Annotated in this window: 18 protein-coding genes; 8 read left to right on the top strand and 10 right to left on the bottom strand. The window is 66.8% G+C overall.

The window, feature by feature from the left end; genetic code table 11:
• Window positions 1–86: 86 nt before the first annotated feature.
• The 3 genes from GC146_RS15305 to GC146_RS15295 form a co-directional block, all read right to left on the bottom strand.
• Window positions 87–1,880, bottom strand: coding sequence for an aminopeptidase P family protein (locus GC146_RS15305; RefSeq protein ID WP_291840542.1), 1,794 nt, complete (start codon window positions 1,878–1,880; stop codon window positions 87–89).
• A gap of 69 nt (window positions 1,881–1,949) precedes the next feature.
• Window positions 1,950–3,824: a cobaltochelatase subunit CobT gene (gene cobT, locus GC146_RS15300; protein ID WP_291840539.1), complete on the bottom strand. Its 1,875-nt coding sequence runs from the start codon at window positions 3,822–3,824 to the stop codon at window positions 1,950–1,952.
• Window positions 3,821–4,273: a VOC family protein gene (locus GC146_RS15295; protein ID WP_291840536.1), complete on the bottom strand. Its 453-nt coding sequence runs from the start codon at window positions 4,271–4,273 to the stop codon at window positions 3,821–3,823. The genes cobT and GC146_RS15295 overlap by 4 nt, the downstream gene beginning before the upstream one ends.
• Before the next feature lie 155 nt (window positions 4,274–4,428).
• On the opposite strand from GC146_RS15295, the gene GC146_RS15290 reads away from it, so the two are divergent.
• Window positions 4,429–5,040: an NAD(P)H-dependent oxidoreductase gene (locus GC146_RS15290; protein ID WP_291840533.1), complete on the top strand. Its 612-nt coding sequence runs from the start codon at window positions 4,429–4,431 to the stop codon at window positions 5,038–5,040.
• A 56-nt stretch (window positions 5,041–5,096) separates the two neighbouring features.
• On the opposite strand, the gene GC146_RS15285 is transcribed toward GC146_RS15290, so the two are convergent.
• On the bottom strand, window positions 5,097–6,029 hold the full coding sequence (locus tag GC146_RS15285) for a serine/threonine dehydratase (RefSeq protein WP_291840530.1): 933 nt from the start codon (window positions 6,027–6,029) through the stop codon (window positions 5,097–5,099).
• A complete protein-coding gene (gene cobS, locus GC146_RS15280; RefSeq protein WP_291840528.1) occupies window positions 6,026–7,012 on the bottom strand; it encodes a cobaltochelatase subunit CobS in 987 nt (328 codons plus the stop codon). The genes GC146_RS15285 and cobS overlap by 4 nt, the downstream gene beginning before the upstream one ends.
• Before the next feature lie 192 nt (window positions 7,013–7,204).
• Here cobS and GC146_RS15275 point away from each other — a divergent pair, with 192 nt between their 5' ends.
• The 5 genes from GC146_RS15275 to GC146_RS15255 all read left to right on the top strand — a co-directional run bounded on the left by GC146_RS15275 (window position 7,205) and on the right by GC146_RS15255 (window position 10,314).
• Complete coding sequence (locus tag GC146_RS15275; RefSeq protein WP_291840769.1) at window positions 7,205–7,747, top strand: sigma-70 family RNA polymerase sigma factor; 543 nt, start codon at window positions 7,205–7,207, stop codon at window positions 7,745–7,747.
• Window positions 7,744–8,454: an anti-sigma factor gene (locus tag GC146_RS15270; protein ID WP_291840525.1), complete on the top strand. Its 711-nt coding sequence runs from the start codon at window positions 7,744–7,746 to the stop codon at window positions 8,452–8,454. The genes GC146_RS15275 and GC146_RS15270 overlap by 4 nt, the downstream gene beginning before the upstream one ends.
• Before the next feature lie 102 nt (window positions 8,455–8,556).
• The gene (locus GC146_RS15265) at window positions 8,557–9,117 is read left to right on the top strand and encodes a fasciclin domain-containing protein (RefSeq protein WP_291840523.1); all 561 of its coding nucleotides are present in this window, start codon (window positions 8,557–8,559) and stop codon (window positions 9,115–9,117) included.
• 106 nt (window positions 9,118–9,223) lie between these two features.
• Window positions 9,224–9,682: a peptide-methionine (R)-S-oxide reductase MsrB gene (gene msrB, locus GC146_RS15260; protein WP_291840521.1), complete on the top strand. Its 459-nt coding sequence runs from the start codon at window positions 9,224–9,226 to the stop codon at window positions 9,680–9,682.
• Window positions 9,683–9,786: 104 nt separating this feature from the next.
• On the top strand, window positions 9,787–10,314 hold the full coding sequence (locus GC146_RS15255) for a hypothetical protein (RefSeq protein WP_291840519.1): 528 nt from the start codon (window positions 9,787–9,789) through the stop codon (window positions 10,312–10,314).
• Here GC146_RS15255 and GC146_RS15250 read toward each other — a convergent pair.
• Window positions 10,289–10,924: a J domain-containing protein gene (locus GC146_RS15250; RefSeq protein ID WP_291840518.1), complete on the bottom strand. Its 636-nt coding sequence runs from the start codon at window positions 10,922–10,924 to the stop codon at window positions 10,289–10,291. The two genes, GC146_RS15255 and GC146_RS15250, sit on opposite strands and share 26 nt — an antisense overlap.
• A gap of 77 nt (window positions 10,925–11,001) precedes the next feature.
• Here GC146_RS15250 and GC146_RS15245 point away from each other — a divergent pair, with 77 nt between their 5' ends.
• The gene (locus GC146_RS15245) at window positions 11,002–11,256 is read left to right on the top strand and encodes a BolA family protein (RefSeq protein ID WP_291840515.1); all 255 of its coding nucleotides are present in this window, start codon (window positions 11,002–11,004) and stop codon (window positions 11,254–11,256) included.
• 4 nt (window positions 11,257–11,260) lie between these two features.
• Here the strand turns inward: GC146_RS15245 and GC146_RS15240 are convergent, their stop codons facing one another.
• Both GC146_RS15240 and gatB read right to left on the bottom strand, forming a co-directional pair.
• Entirely contained in the window at window positions 11,261–11,683 is a 423-nt protein-coding gene (locus GC146_RS15240; protein WP_291840512.1) for a DUF4177 domain-containing protein, read from the bottom strand.
• An 87-nt stretch (window positions 11,684–11,770) separates the two neighbouring features.
• Entirely contained in the window at window positions 11,771–13,282 is a 1,512-nt protein-coding gene (gene gatB, locus GC146_RS15235) for an Asp-tRNA(Asn)/Glu-tRNA(Gln) amidotransferase subunit GatB (RefSeq protein ID WP_291840509.1), read from the bottom strand.
• Window positions 13,283–13,664: 382 nt separating this feature from the next.
• On the opposite strand from gatB, the gene GC146_RS15230 reads away from it, so the two are divergent.
• Window positions 13,665–14,555, top strand: a complete 891-nt coding sequence (locus GC146_RS15230; RefSeq protein WP_291840507.1) for a transglycosylase SLT domain-containing protein — start codon at window positions 13,665–13,667, stop codon at window positions 14,553–14,555.
• 3 nt (window positions 14,556–14,558) lie between these two features.
• Here the strand turns inward: GC146_RS15230 and GC146_RS15225 are convergent, their stop codons facing one another.
• Both GC146_RS15225 and pepN read right to left on the bottom strand, forming a co-directional pair.
• Window positions 14,559–15,416, bottom strand: coding sequence for a 1-acyl-sn-glycerol-3-phosphate acyltransferase (locus tag GC146_RS15225; RefSeq protein WP_291840505.1), 858 nt, complete (start codon window positions 15,414–15,416; stop codon window positions 14,559–14,561).
• 36 nt (window positions 15,417–15,452) lie between these two features.
• The gene (pepN, locus tag GC146_RS15220) at window positions 15,453–17,999 is read right to left on the bottom strand and encodes an aminopeptidase N (RefSeq protein WP_291840502.1); all 2,547 of its coding nucleotides are present in this window, start codon (window positions 17,997–17,999) and stop codon (window positions 15,453–15,455) included.
• Window positions 18,000–18,072: the final 73 nt, after the last annotated feature.

Genomic DNA, 18,072 nt, shown 5'->3' with positions numbered 1-18,072 from the left:
GGGTGACACTTGTGCAGCATCGGGCGCACAAGCCTTGATCGCGGTCTGCGACAACGTGGTGACGGTCGACGGTCCCGCCAGGAAGTCTACAGCGGCGCGCAGGCGGCGATCAGCCAATCCTTCGCGGCACCGTCAACCAGCGGGCCGATCGCAGCCAGTGTAGCCGCGTGATAGGCGTCTATCCAGTCCCGTTCGGCACGCGCCAGCACGGCCTTGTCGATCAGGCGCCGGTCCAGCGGCACGAATGTCAGCGTCTCGAAATCCAGCATCTTGCGATCGTCGCCGCCGGGCAGGGCCGGGGCGTCGCGCACGACCAGCAGGTTCTCGATGCGGATGCCGAAGGCCCCGGCGCGGTAATAGCCCGGCTCGTTCGACAACATCATGCCCGCCTGCAGCGCCACATCCGAAGTCCGGCTGATCCGCTGCGGGCCTTCGTGAACCGAAAGATATGCGCCGATGCCGTGGCCGGTGCCGTGATCGTAATCCAATCCTGCCGTCCAGAGCGGGAACCGCGCCAGCGCGTCAAGATGCTGGCCACCCACGCCGCGCGGAAACCTTGCCCGGCTGACCGCGATCATCCCCTGCAAAACGCGGGTATAGCAGGCGATGTGGTCGGGCGCGGCATCGCCGACGATGACGGTGCGGGTGATGTCGGTCGTCCCGTCAAGGTACTGGCCGCCGGAATCGACAAGCAGCAGCTCACCGGGCTTCACCGGCCGGTCGGTGGCGGTGCTGACGCGGTAATGCACGATGGCGCCATGCGGACCCGCGCCGCAAATGGTTTCAAAGCTGATGTCCTGCAGCGCATTGGTGGCCCTGCGAAACCGTTCCAGTTCGGTCACGACCGCGATCTCTGTCAGCCCGCCTTTCGGCGCCTCGGCATCAAGCCAGGCGAGGAAGCGGACCATCGCTGCGCCGTCGCGCAGATGCGCCGCGCGGGCGCCGGCGATCTCGGTGGGGTTCTTCAGCGCTTTGGGCATAACGCAGGGATCTTCGCCCTTCACCAGCCTATCGCCCAGAATACCGGACAGGATCTGCGGCGCGCTCTTGGGGTCAACTCGGACCGGGCCCTCCAGCGCTGCCACGGCCTTTAGAAACCCGTCTTGACCGTGCAGCGTCACCTCGGGGCCGAGGTGAGCGGCCAGCCCCGCGGCCTTTTCCGGCGGCGCGAAAAGGGCGCAGCGCCCGTCATCGTGCAGGATGGCAAAGCTCTGCGGCACAGGGTTGTGCGGCAGGTCATGGCCACGGATGTTCAAGAGCCATGCGATGGAATCGGGCAGGGTCAACACTGCGGCGCGATGTCCGGCCGCCTTCAGATCCTCTGCCAGTCGCGCGCGCTTTGCGGTGGCCGTCTCGCCCGCCAGTTCCAGCGGATAGGCGGTGAAAGGCGCGGTGCCGGATGTCGGCCTGTCGGTCCAAAGCGGGTCGACAAGGTTCCCGACCTCGCGCAGGTTGATGCCTGCCGGCGTCAGCACTTTCGCCAGCGCCGCTACCTCGTCCAGCGTGTGCAGCCACGGGTCGATCCCCACCACCGCGCCCTTTTGCAGCCGCGCTGCCAGCCAGTCAGCCAGCTTTACCTCGGGCCAATCGACCGGGGTGAAGACACCGGGCGCGACCTGATCCTTCACTTGCAACCGGTAGCGCCCATCAACGAAAACACCCGCTTCCGACGCGGTGACCGCGCAGAACCCGGCAGAACCGGTAAAGCCCGTGAGCCAGGCCAGCCGCGCATCGCAAGGCGCAACGTATTCGCCCTGGTAGGCATCGGCGCGCGGCACGATGAAGGCATCAAGCCCTTCCGCCGCCATCGCCGCCCGCAGCGCCGCCAGCCGCGCCGGGCCCTGTCCCGGATCGGACGTCACCTCGAATGTCTGGAACATTGCCGGCCCCTTCATCTTGCCTGAAATACTCCCGCCGGAGGCCTTCGGATTTCCGCGGAAATCCGAAATCTAGCCTGCCTTGCGCATCCCCAGCACCCGGGCCCGCTTTCGCGGATCGGCCTCGAAGAGGCCCGCCAGTTGCTCGGTCATGGCGCCTGCCAGTTGGTCGACATCGGTGATCGTGACCGCCCTGTCATAGTAGCGGGTCACGTCATGGCCGATGCCGATGGCCAGAAGCTCCACCGCGCGCCGCCGCTCGACCATCGCGATCACGTCGCGCAGGTGCTTTTCAAGGTAGTTGGCCGGATTGACCGACAGCGTGCTGTCATCGACCGGCGCGCCATCGGAGATCACCATCAGGATCTTGCGTTGCTCGCGCCGCGCCAGCATGCGCCGGTGCGCCCATTCCAGCGCCTCGCCGTCGATGTTTTCCTTCAGCAACCCTTCCTTCATCATCAGGCCAAGGTTGGTGCGGGTGCGCCGCCAAGGGGCGTCGCCACTCTTGTAGATGATGTGGCGCAGGTCATTGAGGCGGCCGGGCTGCTGCGGGCGGCCCTCGGCCAGCCATTTTTCGCGGCTCATCCCGCCTTTCCATGCGCGCGTGGTAAAGCCGAGGATCTCGACCTTGACCGCGCAACGCTCCAGCGTACGGGCCAGCACGTCGGCACAGATCGCGGCGATGGAAATTGGCCGTCCGCGCATCGAGCCCGAGTTGTCCAGCAGCAGCGTCACGCAGGTATCGCGAAACTCGGTATCCTTTTCCACCTTGAACGACAGCGGCGTGGTGGGGTTGGCCACGACGCGCGCCAGCCGGCCCGCGTCAAGGATGCCTTCCTCGCGGTCAAACTCCCAGCTGCGGTTCTGTTGCGCCTGCAGCCGTCGCTGCAGCTTGTTGGCAAGCCGCCCGACCGCACCTTTGAGTGGCTCAAGTTGCTGGTCGAGATAAGCGCGCAACCGCTCCAGTTCTGCCGGCTCGGCCAGATCCTCGGCACCGATCTCTTCGTCGAAATCGGTGCGAAAGGCGGTGTAATTCGGATCGGCATCCGAGAAGGGGGCCGGCGGCGGCATCTCCATCGGCGCCTCGCCCTCGGGCATCTCGGTTTCTTCCGAAAGCTCGGCATCGGTCTGCTCGTCCATCGAGACCTGGGCCTGGCTTTCGTCCTGTTGGGCATCCTGGCTTTGCTCGGGGCTCGCTTCGGCCTCGTCGCTTTCGCTGTCCTCTTCGCCCTCGCTTTCCTGCTCGTCGGGCTCTTCGCTGCCGTCGTCGGCGGCGTCCTCTTCATCCTCGTCCGAATCCGGATCGTCGCCCAGCTGGTCGCCATAGCCGAGGTCGGAAATGATGCCACGGGCAAAGCGGGCGAAGGATTTCTGATCGCCAAGGGCTGCTTCCAGCCCTTCCAGCCGTCCACCCGCCTGCGCCTCGATGAAACCGCGCCAAAGCTCCATCACGTTATCGGCCCCCTGCGGCAAGGGCCGCCCGGTGGCGAGGTGACGGATCAGATAGCCCGCGGCGACCGCCAGTGGTGCGTCCGAAGCCTTGGTGATCTGGTCATAGCCCTTGCGCCGCGCCTCGCCGCCGATCTTGGCGTCGATATTGCCCGCGGTGCCGGGCATGTAGCGCGCGCCGACCGCCTCGATCCGGGCCGTCTCCATCGCGTCGTACAGGTCGCGCGCCATCTGCCCCTGCGGCATATAGCGCGCCTCGATGGCCGCGTCGTGGAAGCGGTGGCGCAGTGCGAAGGCATCCGCCGTGCCGCGCGCCAGCAGCACCTCGTCGCGGCTCATCCGGCGGCTGACCTGGGGCAGGCGCACGGAATCGGCGGTCTGGCCCGGTGGGTCGACCGAGTAGCTGACCGTCAGTTCGGGATCGTCGGCCATCACCTTGGTGGCTTCGGCCAACGCCTTCTTGAACGGATCGGCGGGGTTGTCGGAGGGTTTGCTCATGCCTGCCATTCCGCATTCTGCACCACGACGCGATAGCCGTCGGGATCTTGATAGGTCCGCCCGGCGCGGTCCCAGTAGGGGTTTGCCGAGGCAACTGGGCGGTGGCCCAATGCCTCGATCCGGTCGACCGCGGCCTGCCAGTCGGCCCGGCGCGGGTGGTAGAAGACCAGCAGCGCATCGTCATGCGGCGGCCCCGAAGGCGCGGGATGGGCCGCTGCCGCCGTGAATTCAAGATGCCACGGCAGGCCGGGATGGCCCAGCATCACGCCGTCGAACCCGTCATGGTCGGCAAAGCCGCCCAGCACAGTCATGCCAAGCGCGTCGCGGTAAAAAGCGACCACCGCGCCAAGCCGCGCGGTGGGGCGCGCAAAGCGCATCTGCGCCGGCGCGGCCGCCCGCGGCAGGGAGGTGGCGGCTGGCGTGGCAGGGGTTTGGACACTCGTCGTCATGCCCGAGATAAAGCACCGCCAGCGCCCCCCGGCAAGGGCCCCTGTCTCTGCGCACAGGCGCACAACCCTTGCGCCCGGGTGCCCATTGCCGCGTGAGCGCACAGACTCCATTTTAAGTACCAACGAACCCGCCATCCCCAATACCGGAGATTACCATGACCAAGACACCGAAAATCGCCCTCATCATCGGCTCGACCCGCAAGACCCGATTCGCTGATCAGCCCGCGCAATGGATGCTCAAGCAGGCCCAGGCCCGCACCGATATCGAGGTCGAACTGGTCGACCTTCGCGATTTCGACCTGCCGCTTTTTGACGAGATGGCCTCGAACGCCTGGGTGCCCAGCGCCGACCCCCGCGCGGTGGCCTGGCAGAACAAGATGGCCGAGTTCGACGGCTACATCTTTGTCGTGGCCGAGTATAACCACTCGATCACCGGCGCGCTGAAGAACGCGCTCGACCAAGCTTACAAGGAATGGGTGCGCAAGCCGATGGGCGCGATCGCCTATGGCTCGATGGGCGGTGCCCGGGCGCTGGAACACCTGCGCGCCATCGCTGTTGAACTGCAGATGGTCCCGGTGCGCAGCGCGGTCCATATCGGCGGCGTCGACATGTTCAAGGTTCACCCGATGGGCGGTGGCAACGGCGACATCACGCAGATCGAGGCCAATCTGACCGGTCCGGCCAAGTCGCTGCTGGATGACGTGGCATGGTGGGCCCGCGCCACGATGGCCGCCCGCGACGCGGACGCGCAATCCGAAGCCGCCTGATTTCGGCCGACAGGCTGACACGAAGGGCAGGGGGCCATGCGCCCGCTGCCCTTTTTCTATGCGAGGAACCAATCCGGCGCAGCGTTGCCACCACAGACCACGACGCCCACCTTCTCGTCCGGCGCGGGGGTGTAGGCACCAGAGGTGAGCGCGGCCAGCGCCGTAACGCCGCCGGGTTCGGCAACGACACGCGCCGCCGCCCAGAGGCGCCGCTGCGCCTCGATCACGTCGGCATCGCTGACAACTACGTTTTCTGCGACATGCGCACGGATGATTTCCATCGGCAGCACGCCGATGGACGAGGCGCCCAGCCCGCTGGCCGACAGGCCGGTGGCGCGGAAATTGGCCGGCAGCGTGCCCTTCAGCGTCAGGTCGAGGCAGGCCGTGCCCTCGGTCTCGACCGCGACAACCTTGGTGCGCCCGCCATACCATGCCGCGACGCCGCCGATCAGGCCGCCGCCGCCCACCGCGACAAGCACGGTATCGAGGTCGGGCGCGTCCTCTTCGAATTCCATCGCCGCGGTGCCCTGCCCGGTGATGGTGCCGGGCGCGTCATAGGGGTGAACCGCCAGCGCGCCGGTCTCCTCGGCGAAGGCGGCATAGGCGCGCACCGCGTCATCCACGGTGCCCGGCGCGATGATGACGGTCGCGCCGAAGCCTTCCATCCGGGCGATCTTGACCTTGTCGGCAATCTGGCCGGGGACAAAGACGGTGGCCTTCGCGCCCAGCTGCGTGGCCGCATAGGCGACCGCCGCACCGTGATTGCCGCCCGAAATGGCGACGACCCCCGCGGCGGGCAGGGTGACGCCGGTGAGGCTGGTGAAGGCGCCACGCACCTTGAAACTGCCGGTGACCTGCAGATGTTCAAGTTTCAGGGTCAGGCCGCCATCCACCCCTAGCGCGCCGGTTTCCAGCCGCAGGACGGGCGTGCGGCGGATATGCGGCGCGATGCGCGCCTGGGCGGTGGCGATCTCGACCCGGCCGATCACTTCATCGCCATGCTGGCGGCGCTTTCGGGCAGTTCCTCGTCAAAGCAGCGCTGGTAGAACTCGGCCACCGTCTGCCGCTCCAGCTCGTCGCACTTGTTGAGGAACGACAGGCGGAACGCATAGCCGACCGAGCGGAAGATCTCGGCGTTCTGCGCCCAGGTGATGACGGTGCGCGGGCTCATGACGGTGGACAGGTCGCCGTTCATGAAGGCGGTGCGCGTCAGGTCGGCGACGGTCACCATCTGGGAAATCGTCTTGCGGCCCTTGTCGGTGTTGTAATGCGGCACCTTTGCCAGCACGATCGCGCTTTCCGCGTCATGGCTGAGATAGTTCAGCGTGGCGACGAGGGACCAGCGGTCCATCTGCGCCTGGTTGATCTGCTGGGTGCCGTGGTAAAGGCCCGTCGTGTCGCCAAGGCCCACGGTGTTGGCAGTGGCAAACAGGCGGAAATAGGGGTTGGGCGTGATGATCTCGTTCTGATCCATCAGCGTCAGCTTGCCGTCATGCTCCAGCACGCGCTGGATCACGAACATAACGTCGGCGCGGCCGGCGTCGTATTCGTCGAACACGATGGCGACGGGGTTGCGCAGCGCCCAGGGCAGGATGCCTTCATGGAACTCGGTCACCTGCTTGCCGTCGCGCAGCTTGATCGCGTCCTTGCCGATCAGGTCGATCCGGCTGATGTGACTGTCGAGGTTGACCCGAACGGTGGGCCAGTTCAGCCGCGCGCCGACCTGTTCGATATGGGTGGATTTCCCGGTGCCGTGATAGCCCTGGATCATCACCCGGCGGTTATAGCCAAAGCCCGCGAGGATGGCCAAGGTCGTGTCCGGGTCGAACTTGTAGGTCGGGTCGATGTCGGGGACCCGGTCCGTCCGCTCGGCAAAGCCCTTGATCTTCATGTCGCTGTCGATGCCGAAGACATCGCGGACCGAAATCTCTTCGGTCGGTTTCGCGTTCGTGGAGGGGGTGCCGTCGGCCATCGGATCTGCCTTTGTCTTCGCATGTGACTTGACGCGCGGATGCCGTCGGGCGCGCGCGCTTGGGGATGCAACATATCGCGTGGCGCTGCAAGGGGAAGGGCTTGCGAACCGGTCACGCTTGCCGGCTTGGGTGTTGCGTTTGGCCGGGAATCGTCCATCGTAAGTGCAAACAGGATGGGTGAATCCGGGCAAATGACGACAACGGCCGATATCGAAGCGATGATTGCACGCATGGCGCTGGGAGACCGCGCTGCGTTTTCTTCGCTTTATGCCGCCACTTCGGCGAAACTTTTTGGACTCTGCCTGCGTGTCTTGAACAATCGGGCCGAAGCCGAGGACGCCTTGCAGGAAGTTTTCGTCAAGATATGGCGCAATGCTTCCCGCTATCAGGTTAACGGTCTCAGCCCGATGACGTGGTTGATCACGGTGACGCGGAATCACTGTATCGACCGGGTGCGTGCCCGAAAGGCCGCAACGGGCGATATGGAGGAAGCCGCCGATCTAGCGGATGCCGCGCCGGGCCCCGAAGCCCAGGCCATCGCCGCCTCTGAAAAAGGGCGGATCGACGATTGCCTGTCGCAGCTGGAGCCCGACAGGGCCGATGCCGTGCGCCGCGCCTATCTGGAGGGGGATACATATGACGAGTTGGCCACCCGTTACCGGGTGCCGCTCAACACCATTCGGACTTGGCTTCGCCGCAGTCTGATCAAACTGAGAGAGTGTTTGTCGTCATGACGGACCCCACTGATCTTACAGGCCCGGAAGAGGCCGAGGCGCTGGCCGCGGAATACGCGCTGGGGCTGTTGACCCCGCCCGAGGCGAGGGCCTTTGAGGACCTGCTTGCCGTCGACCCGTCCTTTCGCGAGGCCTATGCCCGCTGGACCGAGGATTTCGCGAGCCTTGCCGAAACCGTGCCGGAGGTGGCGCCACCGCGCGACCTGCAGGCCCGGATCGAGGCCGATCTGTTCCCTGCGGCCGCACCGGCGCGGCAGGGCTGGCTGCAACGGCTGGGTCTGCTGCCTGCGATGGCAGCGGGATTGGCTGCGGCGGTTGCGGTCCTCGTCGTGCTGAACCTCAATATCCTTGGGCCGCAGGCGCCATCCTTTGTTCCCGGATACCGGGCCGAAGTGGCTGCCGCCGACCGAAGCCTGATTGTCGCTGCGGCCTTTGACCCTGCCAGCGGTGCCTTGCGCATTGATCGGCAGGCCGGTGCCGCGCCGAGCGGTCGGGTGCTGCAGCTTTGGGTCATTGCGGGCGATCAGCCGCCGCAATCGCTGGGCGTGCTGCCCGACACTGCCAAGACCGATATCACCGTGCCGCAGGCCCTGCAGGCCGCCGTCAAGGACGGCACGCTGGCCATCAGCGAAGAGCCGCCGGGCGGCTCTCCTACCGGGCTGCCCACCGGCGCCGTGCTGGCCACGGGCAAGGTCACGGCTCTGTGATGTGATTTTTTCGGGGGCGGTGAAACTCGCCCCCGCTTCCTCTCGTGGGTTCAAGTGATCGGGGCAATCAGCACCGGTTCGAAAACAAACCAGGAGAGACCCATGAAACTCAATCGTCTTCTTGCCGCGACCGCGCTTGTCGCCGCCACCGCCACCGCGTCCTTCGCCGATGACATGAGCAACCCGGCCGTCGGCGGCGCGCCGATGTATGCCAACAAGAACATCATCGAGAACGCGGTCAACTCGCCCATCAACACCACGCTTGTTGCCGCCGTGAAGGCCGCGGGCCTGGTGGACACGCTGCAGGGCCCGGGCCCCTTCACCGTCTTCGCGCCGACCGACGACGCCTTCGCCGCCTTGCCGGCCGGTACTGTCGACAACCTGCTGAAGCCGGAAAACAAGGACATGCTGGTCAAGGTGCTGACCTGCCACGTGCTGGGCGCCGATGCGATGTCCTCGGACGTTGCCGCGATGATCAAAGCCGATGGCGGCAGCCATGAAGTGACCACGCTTGGCGGCTGCAAGCTGACGCTCGCGATGGACGGCGACACGCTGACCGTGACCGACGAAAATGGTAACGTGGCCCACGTGACGATCGCCGACGTCAAGCAATCGAACGGCGTCATCCATGTCATCGACAAGGTGCTTCTGCCGAAGATGTAACCTCCCCGCGCGCCTGACGCGCGCATTCCAAGACGCGCCGCGCCCCCGTCAGTCGACCCGGGGCGCGGCGCACCCCCCGGCTGTTACCCATGAAAGGAGAACCGCCATGAACCGCAGAAACTTCATCATGACCGGGGCCATTGCGGCCCTGATGCCCGCCACGCTGCGGGCCGAGACCTTCGAGGTCACCCATACCGAGGCTGAATGGCGCAGCATCCTCGGCCCCGATGCCTTCGCCGTGATGCGTCAGCACAAGACCGAAGCCGCCCATTCCAGCCCGCTCGACAAGAACTATGCGCCCGGCGTCTATCTTTGCCGCGGTTGCGAGCTGCCCCTTTACTCTTCGGCGGCCAAGTTCGACAGCGGCACGGGATGGCCCAGCTTCACCCGTCCGTTGCCCGATGCCGTGGGAACGATGCCGGACGATACATGGTTTACCCGCCGGACAGAGGTGCATTGCCGCCGCTGTGGCGGCCATCTGGGCCATGTTTTTGATGACGGGCCGCAGCCCACCGGCAAGCGCTACTGCATGAACGGTATCGCGCTGGTGTTTAAGCCGGCCTGATGCGGCTGCGCGGGAAACAGTGTTTTTCCCGCGCGCAGGCCGACGGCCCGGCCAAGGACGTGCTAAGGCACATCCATAATGACACATCTTGCACCGATAACCCTATGAAACTGCGCTGGCTCTGGCAGGCCGACCGGACCGCGGGCGAACGCCGTGCAGCTTTGGCTTGCGCGGTGGTCGCAATCTCGTCCGCTTCGGTCGCGGTTTTGGTCCGCACCCGCCTTGCACCGGGCGGTGAGGGGCTGTTTTCCCTTTGGGGTGCCGCAAGTGGTGCCGTCGGGGGCTGGGTTGCCTTGCGGCTATCGGCCCACCGGCTGGGCCATCCCGGGCTGCCCGGAACGCTGAGGGCGCTGGGCGGAATCATCACGATCAGTTTCATCGCAGCGCTGATCGCCGGCACGATGATCCTGCCGGGCTACGGCACCATGTTCGGACCGTTTTCTCTGGCCATGACGCTGATCGGCTCGCCGATCGTGGCGGTGCTTTGGCTTTTGGGACTGTGGCTGTCGCACAAGCTGATCGCCACTTGGCGCCACGAGCAGGAAAGCGTTCACCGTGCTCGTGCGCTTGCGCCCGGCTGGCGTACCAGACGGCGCAGCGCGCTGATCAATTATCGCGAAAGTTCCGACTGATCTTGATCTGGTCCCAAGCCCAGACAACCTCGGCCAGCTGTTCTTCCTGGCTGCGGTCGCCGCCGTTCATGTCAGGGTGCAGCACCTTGATCAACGCCTTGTAGGCCTTGCGGATTTCGGTCTTGCTCCAGCTATCCTGCGCGTCAAGGATATCGATCGCCCGCCGCTCTGTCGGCGGCAGGCGGCGGCTGCCGGAGGCGGCCTTGCCGGGGTTGCGGGTTGCATTGTCGCCCAGCACCTGATGGGGATCGTCCACCCCCAGCCGTGCCCAGGCCCGCTGTTCCTCGGACCGCTTGCCAAATGGTTTGGTCGGGCGTTCCCAGACGCGGTCCTTGTCGACCTGGTCAAGGTATTCCTGATCGCTGGCGCCGTCGAAGAAGTTCCACTTCAGGTTATACTCGCGCACATGCTCGCGGCAGAACCAGAAGTAGTCGTCCAGCACGTCGGGCGACTTGGGCGCACGGTACTTGCCGTCTTCCTGACAACCGGGATGGTCGCAGACCCGCGTCGAGGTTTCCGACGCGCCCGACATGCCCCGCCGTCCGCGCGGGTTCTTCTTTTTCGAGGCCGACACTGAAATGTCGAAACCGAAGGGATCGTTCTTGGCCATGCGCCGTCTCGCCTTTCCGACTCGGACGCGTGAGTTTAGACGTTGCGGCGCAGGTTTGAAGGGGCCGGAGGAAAATAATGGGGCTTGCAGGGCAGATCGAGGCGCGGCTTTCCGCCGCCTTCCGGCCGACTCGGCTGCAGGTGATCAATGAAAGTGCGCATCATGCAGGCCATTCCGGCGATGACGGAACGGGCGAAAGCCACTGGCGCGTTGTGATCGCCGCACCCGCGTTGGCCCCGATGAGCAGGCTGGAGCGGCACCGCGCCGTCCATGCCGCGCTGGGCCCCGAGATTATCGGGCGGATCCATGCGCTGGCGATCGAGGCGAGTTGAGGCGTTACTGGGCGACGTAGCGGTCGTTGTTGCGCGCGTCGTCATCTTCGTCGTCGGACGCGGTATCGCTCTCGTCGTCATCAGTCTCGGCCGCGCGGAATTGCGCGATCAGCGGTGGCGGCGATGGCGGTGTCAACTCGATGGCGGGCGGCGCAAGCTGGGCCGCGTCATCTGGCGCGGTCACGGGTTGAGCGGGCAGGGCGCGGCGGAAGACCAGCATGTTGTGAAACACGGTTGTTCGCCCGGTCAGTCCGCTTCTTTCGTCGGCGGGCAGGGTGTCGGAGCGCTGGTATTCCCAGCCCTCTGCGCCCAGCGTGTTCATCGTTGCTTGCAGGGCCTGCGCAAAGCGCTCCTCGACAGTGCGGGCGCCCTTGGCCTTGACCCCACGCCGCGGCGCCGGGACAACCTTGTATTCATATGACGGCATGGCAGCCCCCGTTTTAACCCTCGCCTTATAGCAAGGGCGCGGCACAACTCCAAGCCACGGCTTGGGTTTTCGCCAGAGTGGGACGGCCTAAAGCCCCAGCTTCTTCGTGACCAGTTCGTTGACCATCGCCGGATTGGCCTTGCCGCCGGTGGCCTTCATCACCTGGCCCACGAACCAGCCGGCAAGCTTGGGGTTCTGCTGGGCCTTTTCCACCTGCGCGGGGTTGGCGGCGATGATCTCGTCCACCGCGGCCTCGATTGCGCCGGTATCGGTGACCTGCGTCATGCCGCGGGCATCGACGATCTCTTCCGGGTCGCCGCCCTCGGTATAGACGATTTCGAACAGGTCCTTGGCGATCTTGCCGCTGATCGCACCCGAGCTGATCAGGCCCACGATCTTGCCCAGCTGCTCGGGCGAGACGGGGCTGTCCTCGATGCTCCGATCATCCTTTTTCAGGCGCCCGAACAGTTCGTTGATGACCCAGTTCGCAGCCAGCTTGCCATCGCGGCCCTCTGCTACCTGCTCGAAATACTCGGCATTGGCCAGTTCGGCGGTCAGCACGCTGGCGTCGTAGTCCGACAGGCCGAAGCTGTCCATGAAGCGGGCCTTCTTGGCGTCGGGCAGTTCGGGCAGGTTGGCGGCGATGCCATCGACCCATGCCGCGTCGATTTCCAGCGGCAGCAGGTCGGGGTCGGGGAAGTAGCGGTAATCATGCGCCTCTTCCTTGGAGCGCATGCTGCGCGTCTCGTTGCGGTCGGGATCGTAAAGGCGGGTTTCCTGAACCACCTCCTTGCCGTCCTCCAGCAGCGCGATCTGGCGACGCGCCTCGAAATCGATGGCCATCTGGATGAAGCGCATCGAGTTCATGTTCTTGATCTCGCAGCGGGTGCCGAGGTGGCTGAAATCCTGCGTTTCCTGGTATTTCTCGTAATCGCCGGGGCGGCAGACGCTGACGTTGACGTCGGCGCGCAGGTTGCCGTTCTGCATGTTGCCGTCGCAGGTGCCGAGGTAGCGCAGGATCTGGCGCAGCTTGCCGACATAGGCCGCGGCCTCTTCCGGTCCGCGGATGTCGGGGCGGCTGACGATTTCCATCAGCGCGACGCCGGTGCGGTTGAGATCGACGAAGGACATCGCCGGGTCCATGTCGTGAATGCTCTTGCCGGCGTCCTGTTCAAGGTGGATGCGTTCGATCCGCACCCGGCGGGCAATGCCGGGGCCCATTTCGACGATCACTTCGCCCTCGCCCACGATGGGGTGGTAAAGCTGCGAAATCTGGTAGCCCTGCGGCAGGTCGGGGTAGAAATAATTCTTGCGGTCGAAGGCCGACCAGAGGTTGATCTGCGCCTTCAGGCCAAGGCCGGTGCGCACCGCCTGCGCGACGCAGCCCTCGTTGATCACCGGCAGCATCCCGGGCATCCCGGCATCGACGAAGGCGACGTTGGAATTGGGCTCGGCCCCGAAACGGGTCGAGGCACCGGAAAACAGCTTGGCGGCCGTGGCGACTTGCGCGTGCACCTCGAGGCCGATCACAAGTTCCCAGTCGCCGGTGGCCCCGGCGATCACCTTCGGTGTCGGGGGCGCAAAGGTCAGATCGAGCATGGCAATGTTCCTGTTGGTCTCGATGAGCGGATTGATCCTTCTCTAGGCGCTTGGCGCAGGCCGGGCAAGGGCGGCACGGCGCTAGGACCGCGGGCCGAAATCGGCGGAAATCCGCCGACGCCGTCAGGCGAGGCGGCCAAGGCTGGACGGACGGGCCACGCGCCCGCCACACTTCCGCCCAATTCCTCTGGGGGGAAACAAGGAGATGACGGCGACCGGCAAGTCGGGGCGAAGGCCCGCGGCGCGCGCTTTCGGGCGTGCGGAGTCTTGTTTGTCGGCGCCAGCCATCGCGCCACGATATCCCGGAGTTTTCAGGCTTTTCCGCCGCTTGGGCCAAAGGTTCGGGCCGTATTTTGGGCGCCGCGGCGCAGGCCGTAGGGGCGTGTTGGCCGGTGTCGTGGTTCTGGCGTTGAGCGGGGTCGCCTCCGCACAAGGCCCACAAGGCCTGCTGCACCCCGAGCCCCGGCCCGCCGCCATTGCCCGCGCCGTCAGCACCGCCTCGGGCGCAACGGGCAGCGTGGCTGACGCCGGTGCGTCCGGCCGCGCGATGGCGCAGATGCAGGCGGTGCCGGGCCCGTTGCGCGGGGTGCTGCGCCCGCAAATGCCCCCGACCTTGCGCCCGCAGATGCCTGCACCGCCCCCGCCGCCGGGTGAGCCTCATCCGATGGCGCGGCCTGCCTACCTGCCGCGCACCCAGTTTTCCTTGCACCCGGGGGGCGTTCTCTGGACCCGCGCGGCGATGTCTGCGGTTAGCGCGCAGGGGCGTGACCTGACCCGGCTGGAGCCGCGCGACATTGCCCATTGGTGCCCCGCCTACAGCCAGAACGGGCCGGAACGGCGCGCGGCCTTCTGGGTAGGCTTCATGTCTGCTTTGGCGCGGTATGAAAGCACGTGGCGGCCGACGGCGGTGGGTGGCGGCGGCCTGTGGTACGGCCTGTTGCAGATCCTGCCCGACACCGCGCGGCGCTATGGCTGCCGGGCGCGCAGCGGAAGCGCGCTGCTGACGCCTTGGGAAAACCTCAGCTGTGCGGCGCGGATCATGGCGGTGACGGTGCGCCGCGACCGTGCCATCGCGATCAATGACGGGCGCTGGCGGGGCGTCGCCGCCGACTGGGGCCCGATGCAGAACCCCCAGATGACATCGCAAATGGCCGCCTGGACCCGCGCGCAGCCCTTCTGCAAGCCCGAGCCGGGCCTGCCCAGCTCGATCCGGCCGGTGCCGCGGCCCACGCAAGGCGTCCTGGCGCAGGCGGCCGGGGCGATGCCGGGCTGAGGCTCAGGCCAGTTGCGGGCGGCGAGCGGCCGGGATCAGCCGCACCGTGCCCGTCGGATCCTCGGCCAGATCCAGCACCGCGCGGCGCAGCATGGCGATGGCGGCGTCCGGCCCCTGCGGCAGCGACGCGGCGGCGATAGGCGCGCCCACCGTCACGGCAAAGGGCTGAGCGGCCTTGTTCAGCGTCTCGTGGAAGAGGGTGATGTCGCGCAGCGTCGGGTGGATGCGGTCGAAGAGATAGAACAGCGCCGAGTTGCGCGCACGGATATGGACCGGGATGACCGGCAGGTCGAACCTGCGTGCCAGCGTCGCCGCCGAGGCCATCCACGGCCGCTCGTAGAGGCGCAGACCGCGGCGCTGCGCCAGCCGGCCCGAGGGGAAGATGACCCCAAGCCGCCCCTGCGCCACCGCACCTTGTACGAAGTGCAGCGTTTGCCGCGTCTTGGCGGGGCTGCGCAGGGCCGGGCGCCATTCGACCGGGGCAATCATCTCGGCCATCTGCGGCAGGACGCGCAGGATGTCGCGGTTGGCGAGGAAGTAGAGATCGGGGCGCCGCTCTGCCAGCGCGCCGTGCAGGATCACCCCGTCGGCGATGCCGGTCGGATGGTTGGCGACGACCAGCGCCGGCCCGTCGCCGGGCAGGTGGTGCAACCCGCTGACGGTGACGCGCCGCGCGATCAGCCGATGCACCTCGGCCATGATGCCCGGCGCGGGCAGGTCGGCCACGCGCGCGGCCAGCGCGACCGTGCGGTCATAATGCAGCACCCGGTCCAGCAGCGGGCGCGCGGCGCGGGCCATCGGCGTCGGGCGGAAAAGCCACGGCGCGCGTTCGGCGATCAGGGGGTCGATTCTGTCCTTCATTCCCCGATTCTGCCGCGCCAAAATGACAGCGCGATGTCAGCCCAGCATGCGCGCCACTATCTCGGCGGTGTCGCGTGACAGGCCGGGCGCGGCGGCGATGCGTTCCAGCGCCGCGCGCATCAGCGCCTGTCGCCCCGCGTCATAGCGGCGCCACGTCTCGAAGGCGGTGGTCATCCGCGCGGCGGTCTGCGGGTTGACGGGGTCAAGCCGGATCAGCCAGTCGGCAAGCAGGGCGTAGCCCGCGCCGTCCCTGGCGTGAAAGCCGGCCGGGTGGCCCGCCAGCGCGCCCATCACCGCACGGAAGCGGTTGGGGTTCTTCCAGTCGAACAGCGGGTGTTCCGTCAGCCTCCGGGCGGTGGCAACGGCCCGGTCCGGCGCGGCGCAAGACACCTGCAGCCCGAACCAGCGGTCCATCACCAGGCGTTCGTGCTGCCACTGGTCGTGCAGGGCGGTCAGTTCCGCCTCGCCCGCGCCGATGCTCAGCAGGCTGGCCAGCGCGGCCGATTGCTGGGTCAGGTTGTCGGCCGCGGCAAAGGCCGCGCGCGCCGCCTTTCCGCCATCGGTCCGGGTGATGAGCGCCAGCGCGGCATTGCCAAGGGCGCGCTTGCCCGCGTCCTCGGCCTCGGGGCGGTAGGGGCCGGGCACCGCCATGGCGGCATGGATGCGGGCCAGATCGGCGGCCAGATGGCGCGCCATCGCCTCGCGCAGGCCCTCGTGCGCGGCGTGGATCGCGTCGGGGTCGGGCGTGGTGCCGGCGGTGAAAAGGGCCTGGGCGGTGTCATCCTCGGAAGGCAGGGCCAGGACGCGGGCGCGGAAGGCGGGGTCCAGCGTATCGTCGCGCAGCACCGCGCCAAGGCCCGACAGGAAGGCCGGATCGGGCGCGGCGCCCTCCAGCATCGCGCGGATCACGCCGCGCGCCAGCATCCGCCCCGCCTCCCACCGCGCGAAGGGATCGGTGTCATGGGCCAGCAGGAAGGCCAGTTCGCCCGGCGTTTGCGCGCGCTCCACGATCACGGGGGCCGAGAAGTTGCGCAGGAGCGACATGACCGGGCGCGCGCCCAGCCCCTCGAAGCGGAAGGTCTGTTCGGTTTCGGTCAGTTCCAACACGGTGGTGGGTTGCACCTCGTCGCCGTTGGGGCCAAGCAGGCCCACCGCCACGGGGATGACGCGGGGCGCCTTTTCGGGCTGGCCGGGGGTGGGCGCGGTCTGCTGGCGCAGGGTCAGGCTGTAGGTGCCATCCGCCCAGTCTTCGGCGACATGCAGATGCGGCGTGCCGGCGTCGGAATACCAGCGGCGGAACTGCGACAGATCGCGCCCGCTGACCTCGGCAAAGACGGCCAGCCAGTCCTCGATCGTCACGGCCTGTCCGTCATGGCGGTCGAAGTAGAGGTCCATGCCGCGCCGCCAGGCTTCTTCGCCCACCAGAAGGCGCAGCATGCCGATGATCTCGGCGCCCTTTTCATAGACGGTGGCGGTATAAAAATTGTTGATCTCGACAAAGCTTTCGGGGCGCACCGGGTGGGCCAGCGGCCCCGCATCCTCGCGGAACTGGCGGGCGCGCAGGGTCGTCACGTCGTCGATGCGCTTGACGGCGTGGCTGCGCATGTCGCCGGTGAATTGCTGGTCGCGATAGACCGTCAGGCCCTCTTTCAGGCACAGCTGGAACCAGTCGCGGCAGGTGATGCGGTTGCCGGTCCAGTTGTGGAAATACTCGTGCGCGATGATCGCCTCGATGCGCTCAAAGCTCTGGTCGGTCGCGGTACCGGGATTGGCGAGAACGGCGGCGGAGTTGAAAATGTTCAATCCCTTGTTCTCCATTGCGCCCATATTGAAGTCATCAACGGCAACAATGTTGAAAATGTCTAAGTCGTACTCGCAGCCAAAGACCTTTTCGTCCCACGCCATCGACCGTTTCAGCGCCTCCATGCCGAAGGCGCACTTGTCCTCGTCGCCGGGGCGCACCCAGATGTTCAGCTCGACCTCGCGGCCCGAACGGGTGCGGAAGCTGCCCGGATGCGCCACTAGCTCGCCCGCCACCAGCGCGAACAGGTAGCTGGGTTTCGGCCAGGGATCGTGCCATTCGGCAAAGCCGGGCCCGGCCTCGCGCCGGTTGCCGTTCGACAGCAGCACCGGCAGGTCGCTTTCGATGCGGACGCTGAAGGGCGCCATCACGTCGGGCCGGTCGGGGTAATAGGTGATCTTGCGAAAGCCCTGCGCCTCGCACTGGGTGCAATACATGCCGCGCGACATGTAAAGCCCCTCCAGCGCGGTATTGGCGGCGGGGGCAATCTCGACCTCGGCTTCCCACTGGAAGGGCGCATCGGGCACGGCGCAGCTCAGCCCGGTTTCGGTGACAACCGGCTTTACCGGCGCGCCGTCGATCCTGGCCCAGAGCAGTTTCACATTCTCGCCGTCCAGCGCAAAGGCCCGGTCGGCGGTCGCGGGGTTGGGGCGGAAGGCGATGCGCGAGATCACCCGCGTGGCCTGCGGGGCCAGCCTGAAGGTCAGCTCGACCTTGTCCACCAGCCATGCGGGCGGGGTGTAGTCCTTGAGGTAGACGGTTTCAGGGGTGGCGTCTTTCATTGGGGGCCCTCGCTGGCTGTCTGCCCGCAAGACCTAGGCCGCCCGCGGCAGGGCCGCAAGCGGGCTGGACGGC

Source organism: Limimaricola sp., assembly GCF_016125575.1.
Taxonomy (GTDB): domain Bacteria; phylum Pseudomonadota; class Alphaproteobacteria; order Rhodobacterales; family Rhodobacteraceae; genus WGLM01.
Note: the sequence above shows the minus strand (reverse complement) of the source record. Positions and strands in the feature narration are given on the sequence as shown.

Excerpts from the sequence above, each read along its gene's own strand:
- GC146_RS15305 (WP_291840542.1), bottom strand. The coding sequence starts at position 1,880 with ATGTTCCAGACATTCGAGGTGACGTCCGATCCGGGACAGGGCCCGGCG.
- cobT (WP_291840539.1), bottom strand. The coding sequence starts at position 3,824 with ATGAGCAAACCCTCCGACAACCCCGCCGATCCGTTCAAGAAGGCGTTG.
- GC146_RS15295 (WP_291840536.1), bottom strand. The coding sequence starts at position 4,273 with ATGACGACGAGTGTCCAAACCCCTGCCACGCCAGCCGCCACCTCCCTG.
- GC146_RS15290 (WP_291840533.1), top strand. The coding sequence starts at position 4,429 with ATGACCAAGACACCGAAAATCGCCCTCATCATCGGCTCGACCCGCAAG.
- cobS (WP_291840528.1), bottom strand. The coding sequence starts at position 7,012 with ATGGCCGACGGCACCCCCTCCACGAACGCGAAACCGACCGAAGAGATT.
- GC146_RS15275 (WP_291840769.1), top strand. The coding sequence starts at position 7,205 with ATGACGACAACGGCCGATATCGAAGCGATGATTGCACGCATGGCGCTG.
- GC146_RS15270 (WP_291840525.1), top strand. The coding sequence starts at position 7,744 with ATGACGGACCCCACTGATCTTACAGGCCCGGAAGAGGCCGAGGCGCTG.
- GC146_RS15265 (WP_291840523.1), top strand. The coding sequence starts at position 8,557 with ATGAAACTCAATCGTCTTCTTGCCGCGACCGCGCTTGTCGCCGCCACC.
- msrB (WP_291840521.1), top strand. The coding sequence starts at position 9,224 with ATGAACCGCAGAAACTTCATCATGACCGGGGCCATTGCGGCCCTGATG.
- GC146_RS15255 (WP_291840519.1), top strand. The coding sequence starts at position 9,787 with ATGAAACTGCGCTGGCTCTGGCAGGCCGACCGGACCGCGGGCGAACGC.
- GC146_RS15250 (WP_291840518.1), bottom strand. The coding sequence starts at position 10,924 with ATGGCCAAGAACGATCCCTTCGGTTTCGACATTTCAGTGTCGGCCTCG.
- GC146_RS15245 (WP_291840515.1), top strand. The coding sequence starts at position 11,002 with ATGGGGCTTGCAGGGCAGATCGAGGCGCGGCTTTCCGCCGCCTTCCGG.
- GC146_RS15240 (WP_291840512.1), bottom strand. The coding sequence starts at position 11,683 with ATGCCGTCATATGAATACAAGGTTGTCCCGGCGCCGCGGCGTGGGGTC.
- gatB (WP_291840509.1), bottom strand. The coding sequence starts at position 13,282 with ATGCTCGATCTGACCTTTGCGCCCCCGACACCGAAGGTGATCGCCGGG.
- GC146_RS15225 (WP_291840505.1), bottom strand. The coding sequence starts at position 15,416 with ATGAAGGACAGAATCGACCCCCTGATCGCCGAACGCGCGCCGTGGCTT.
- pepN (WP_291840502.1), bottom strand. The coding sequence starts at position 17,999 with ATGAAAGACGCCACCCCTGAAACCGTCTACCTCAAGGACTACACCCCG.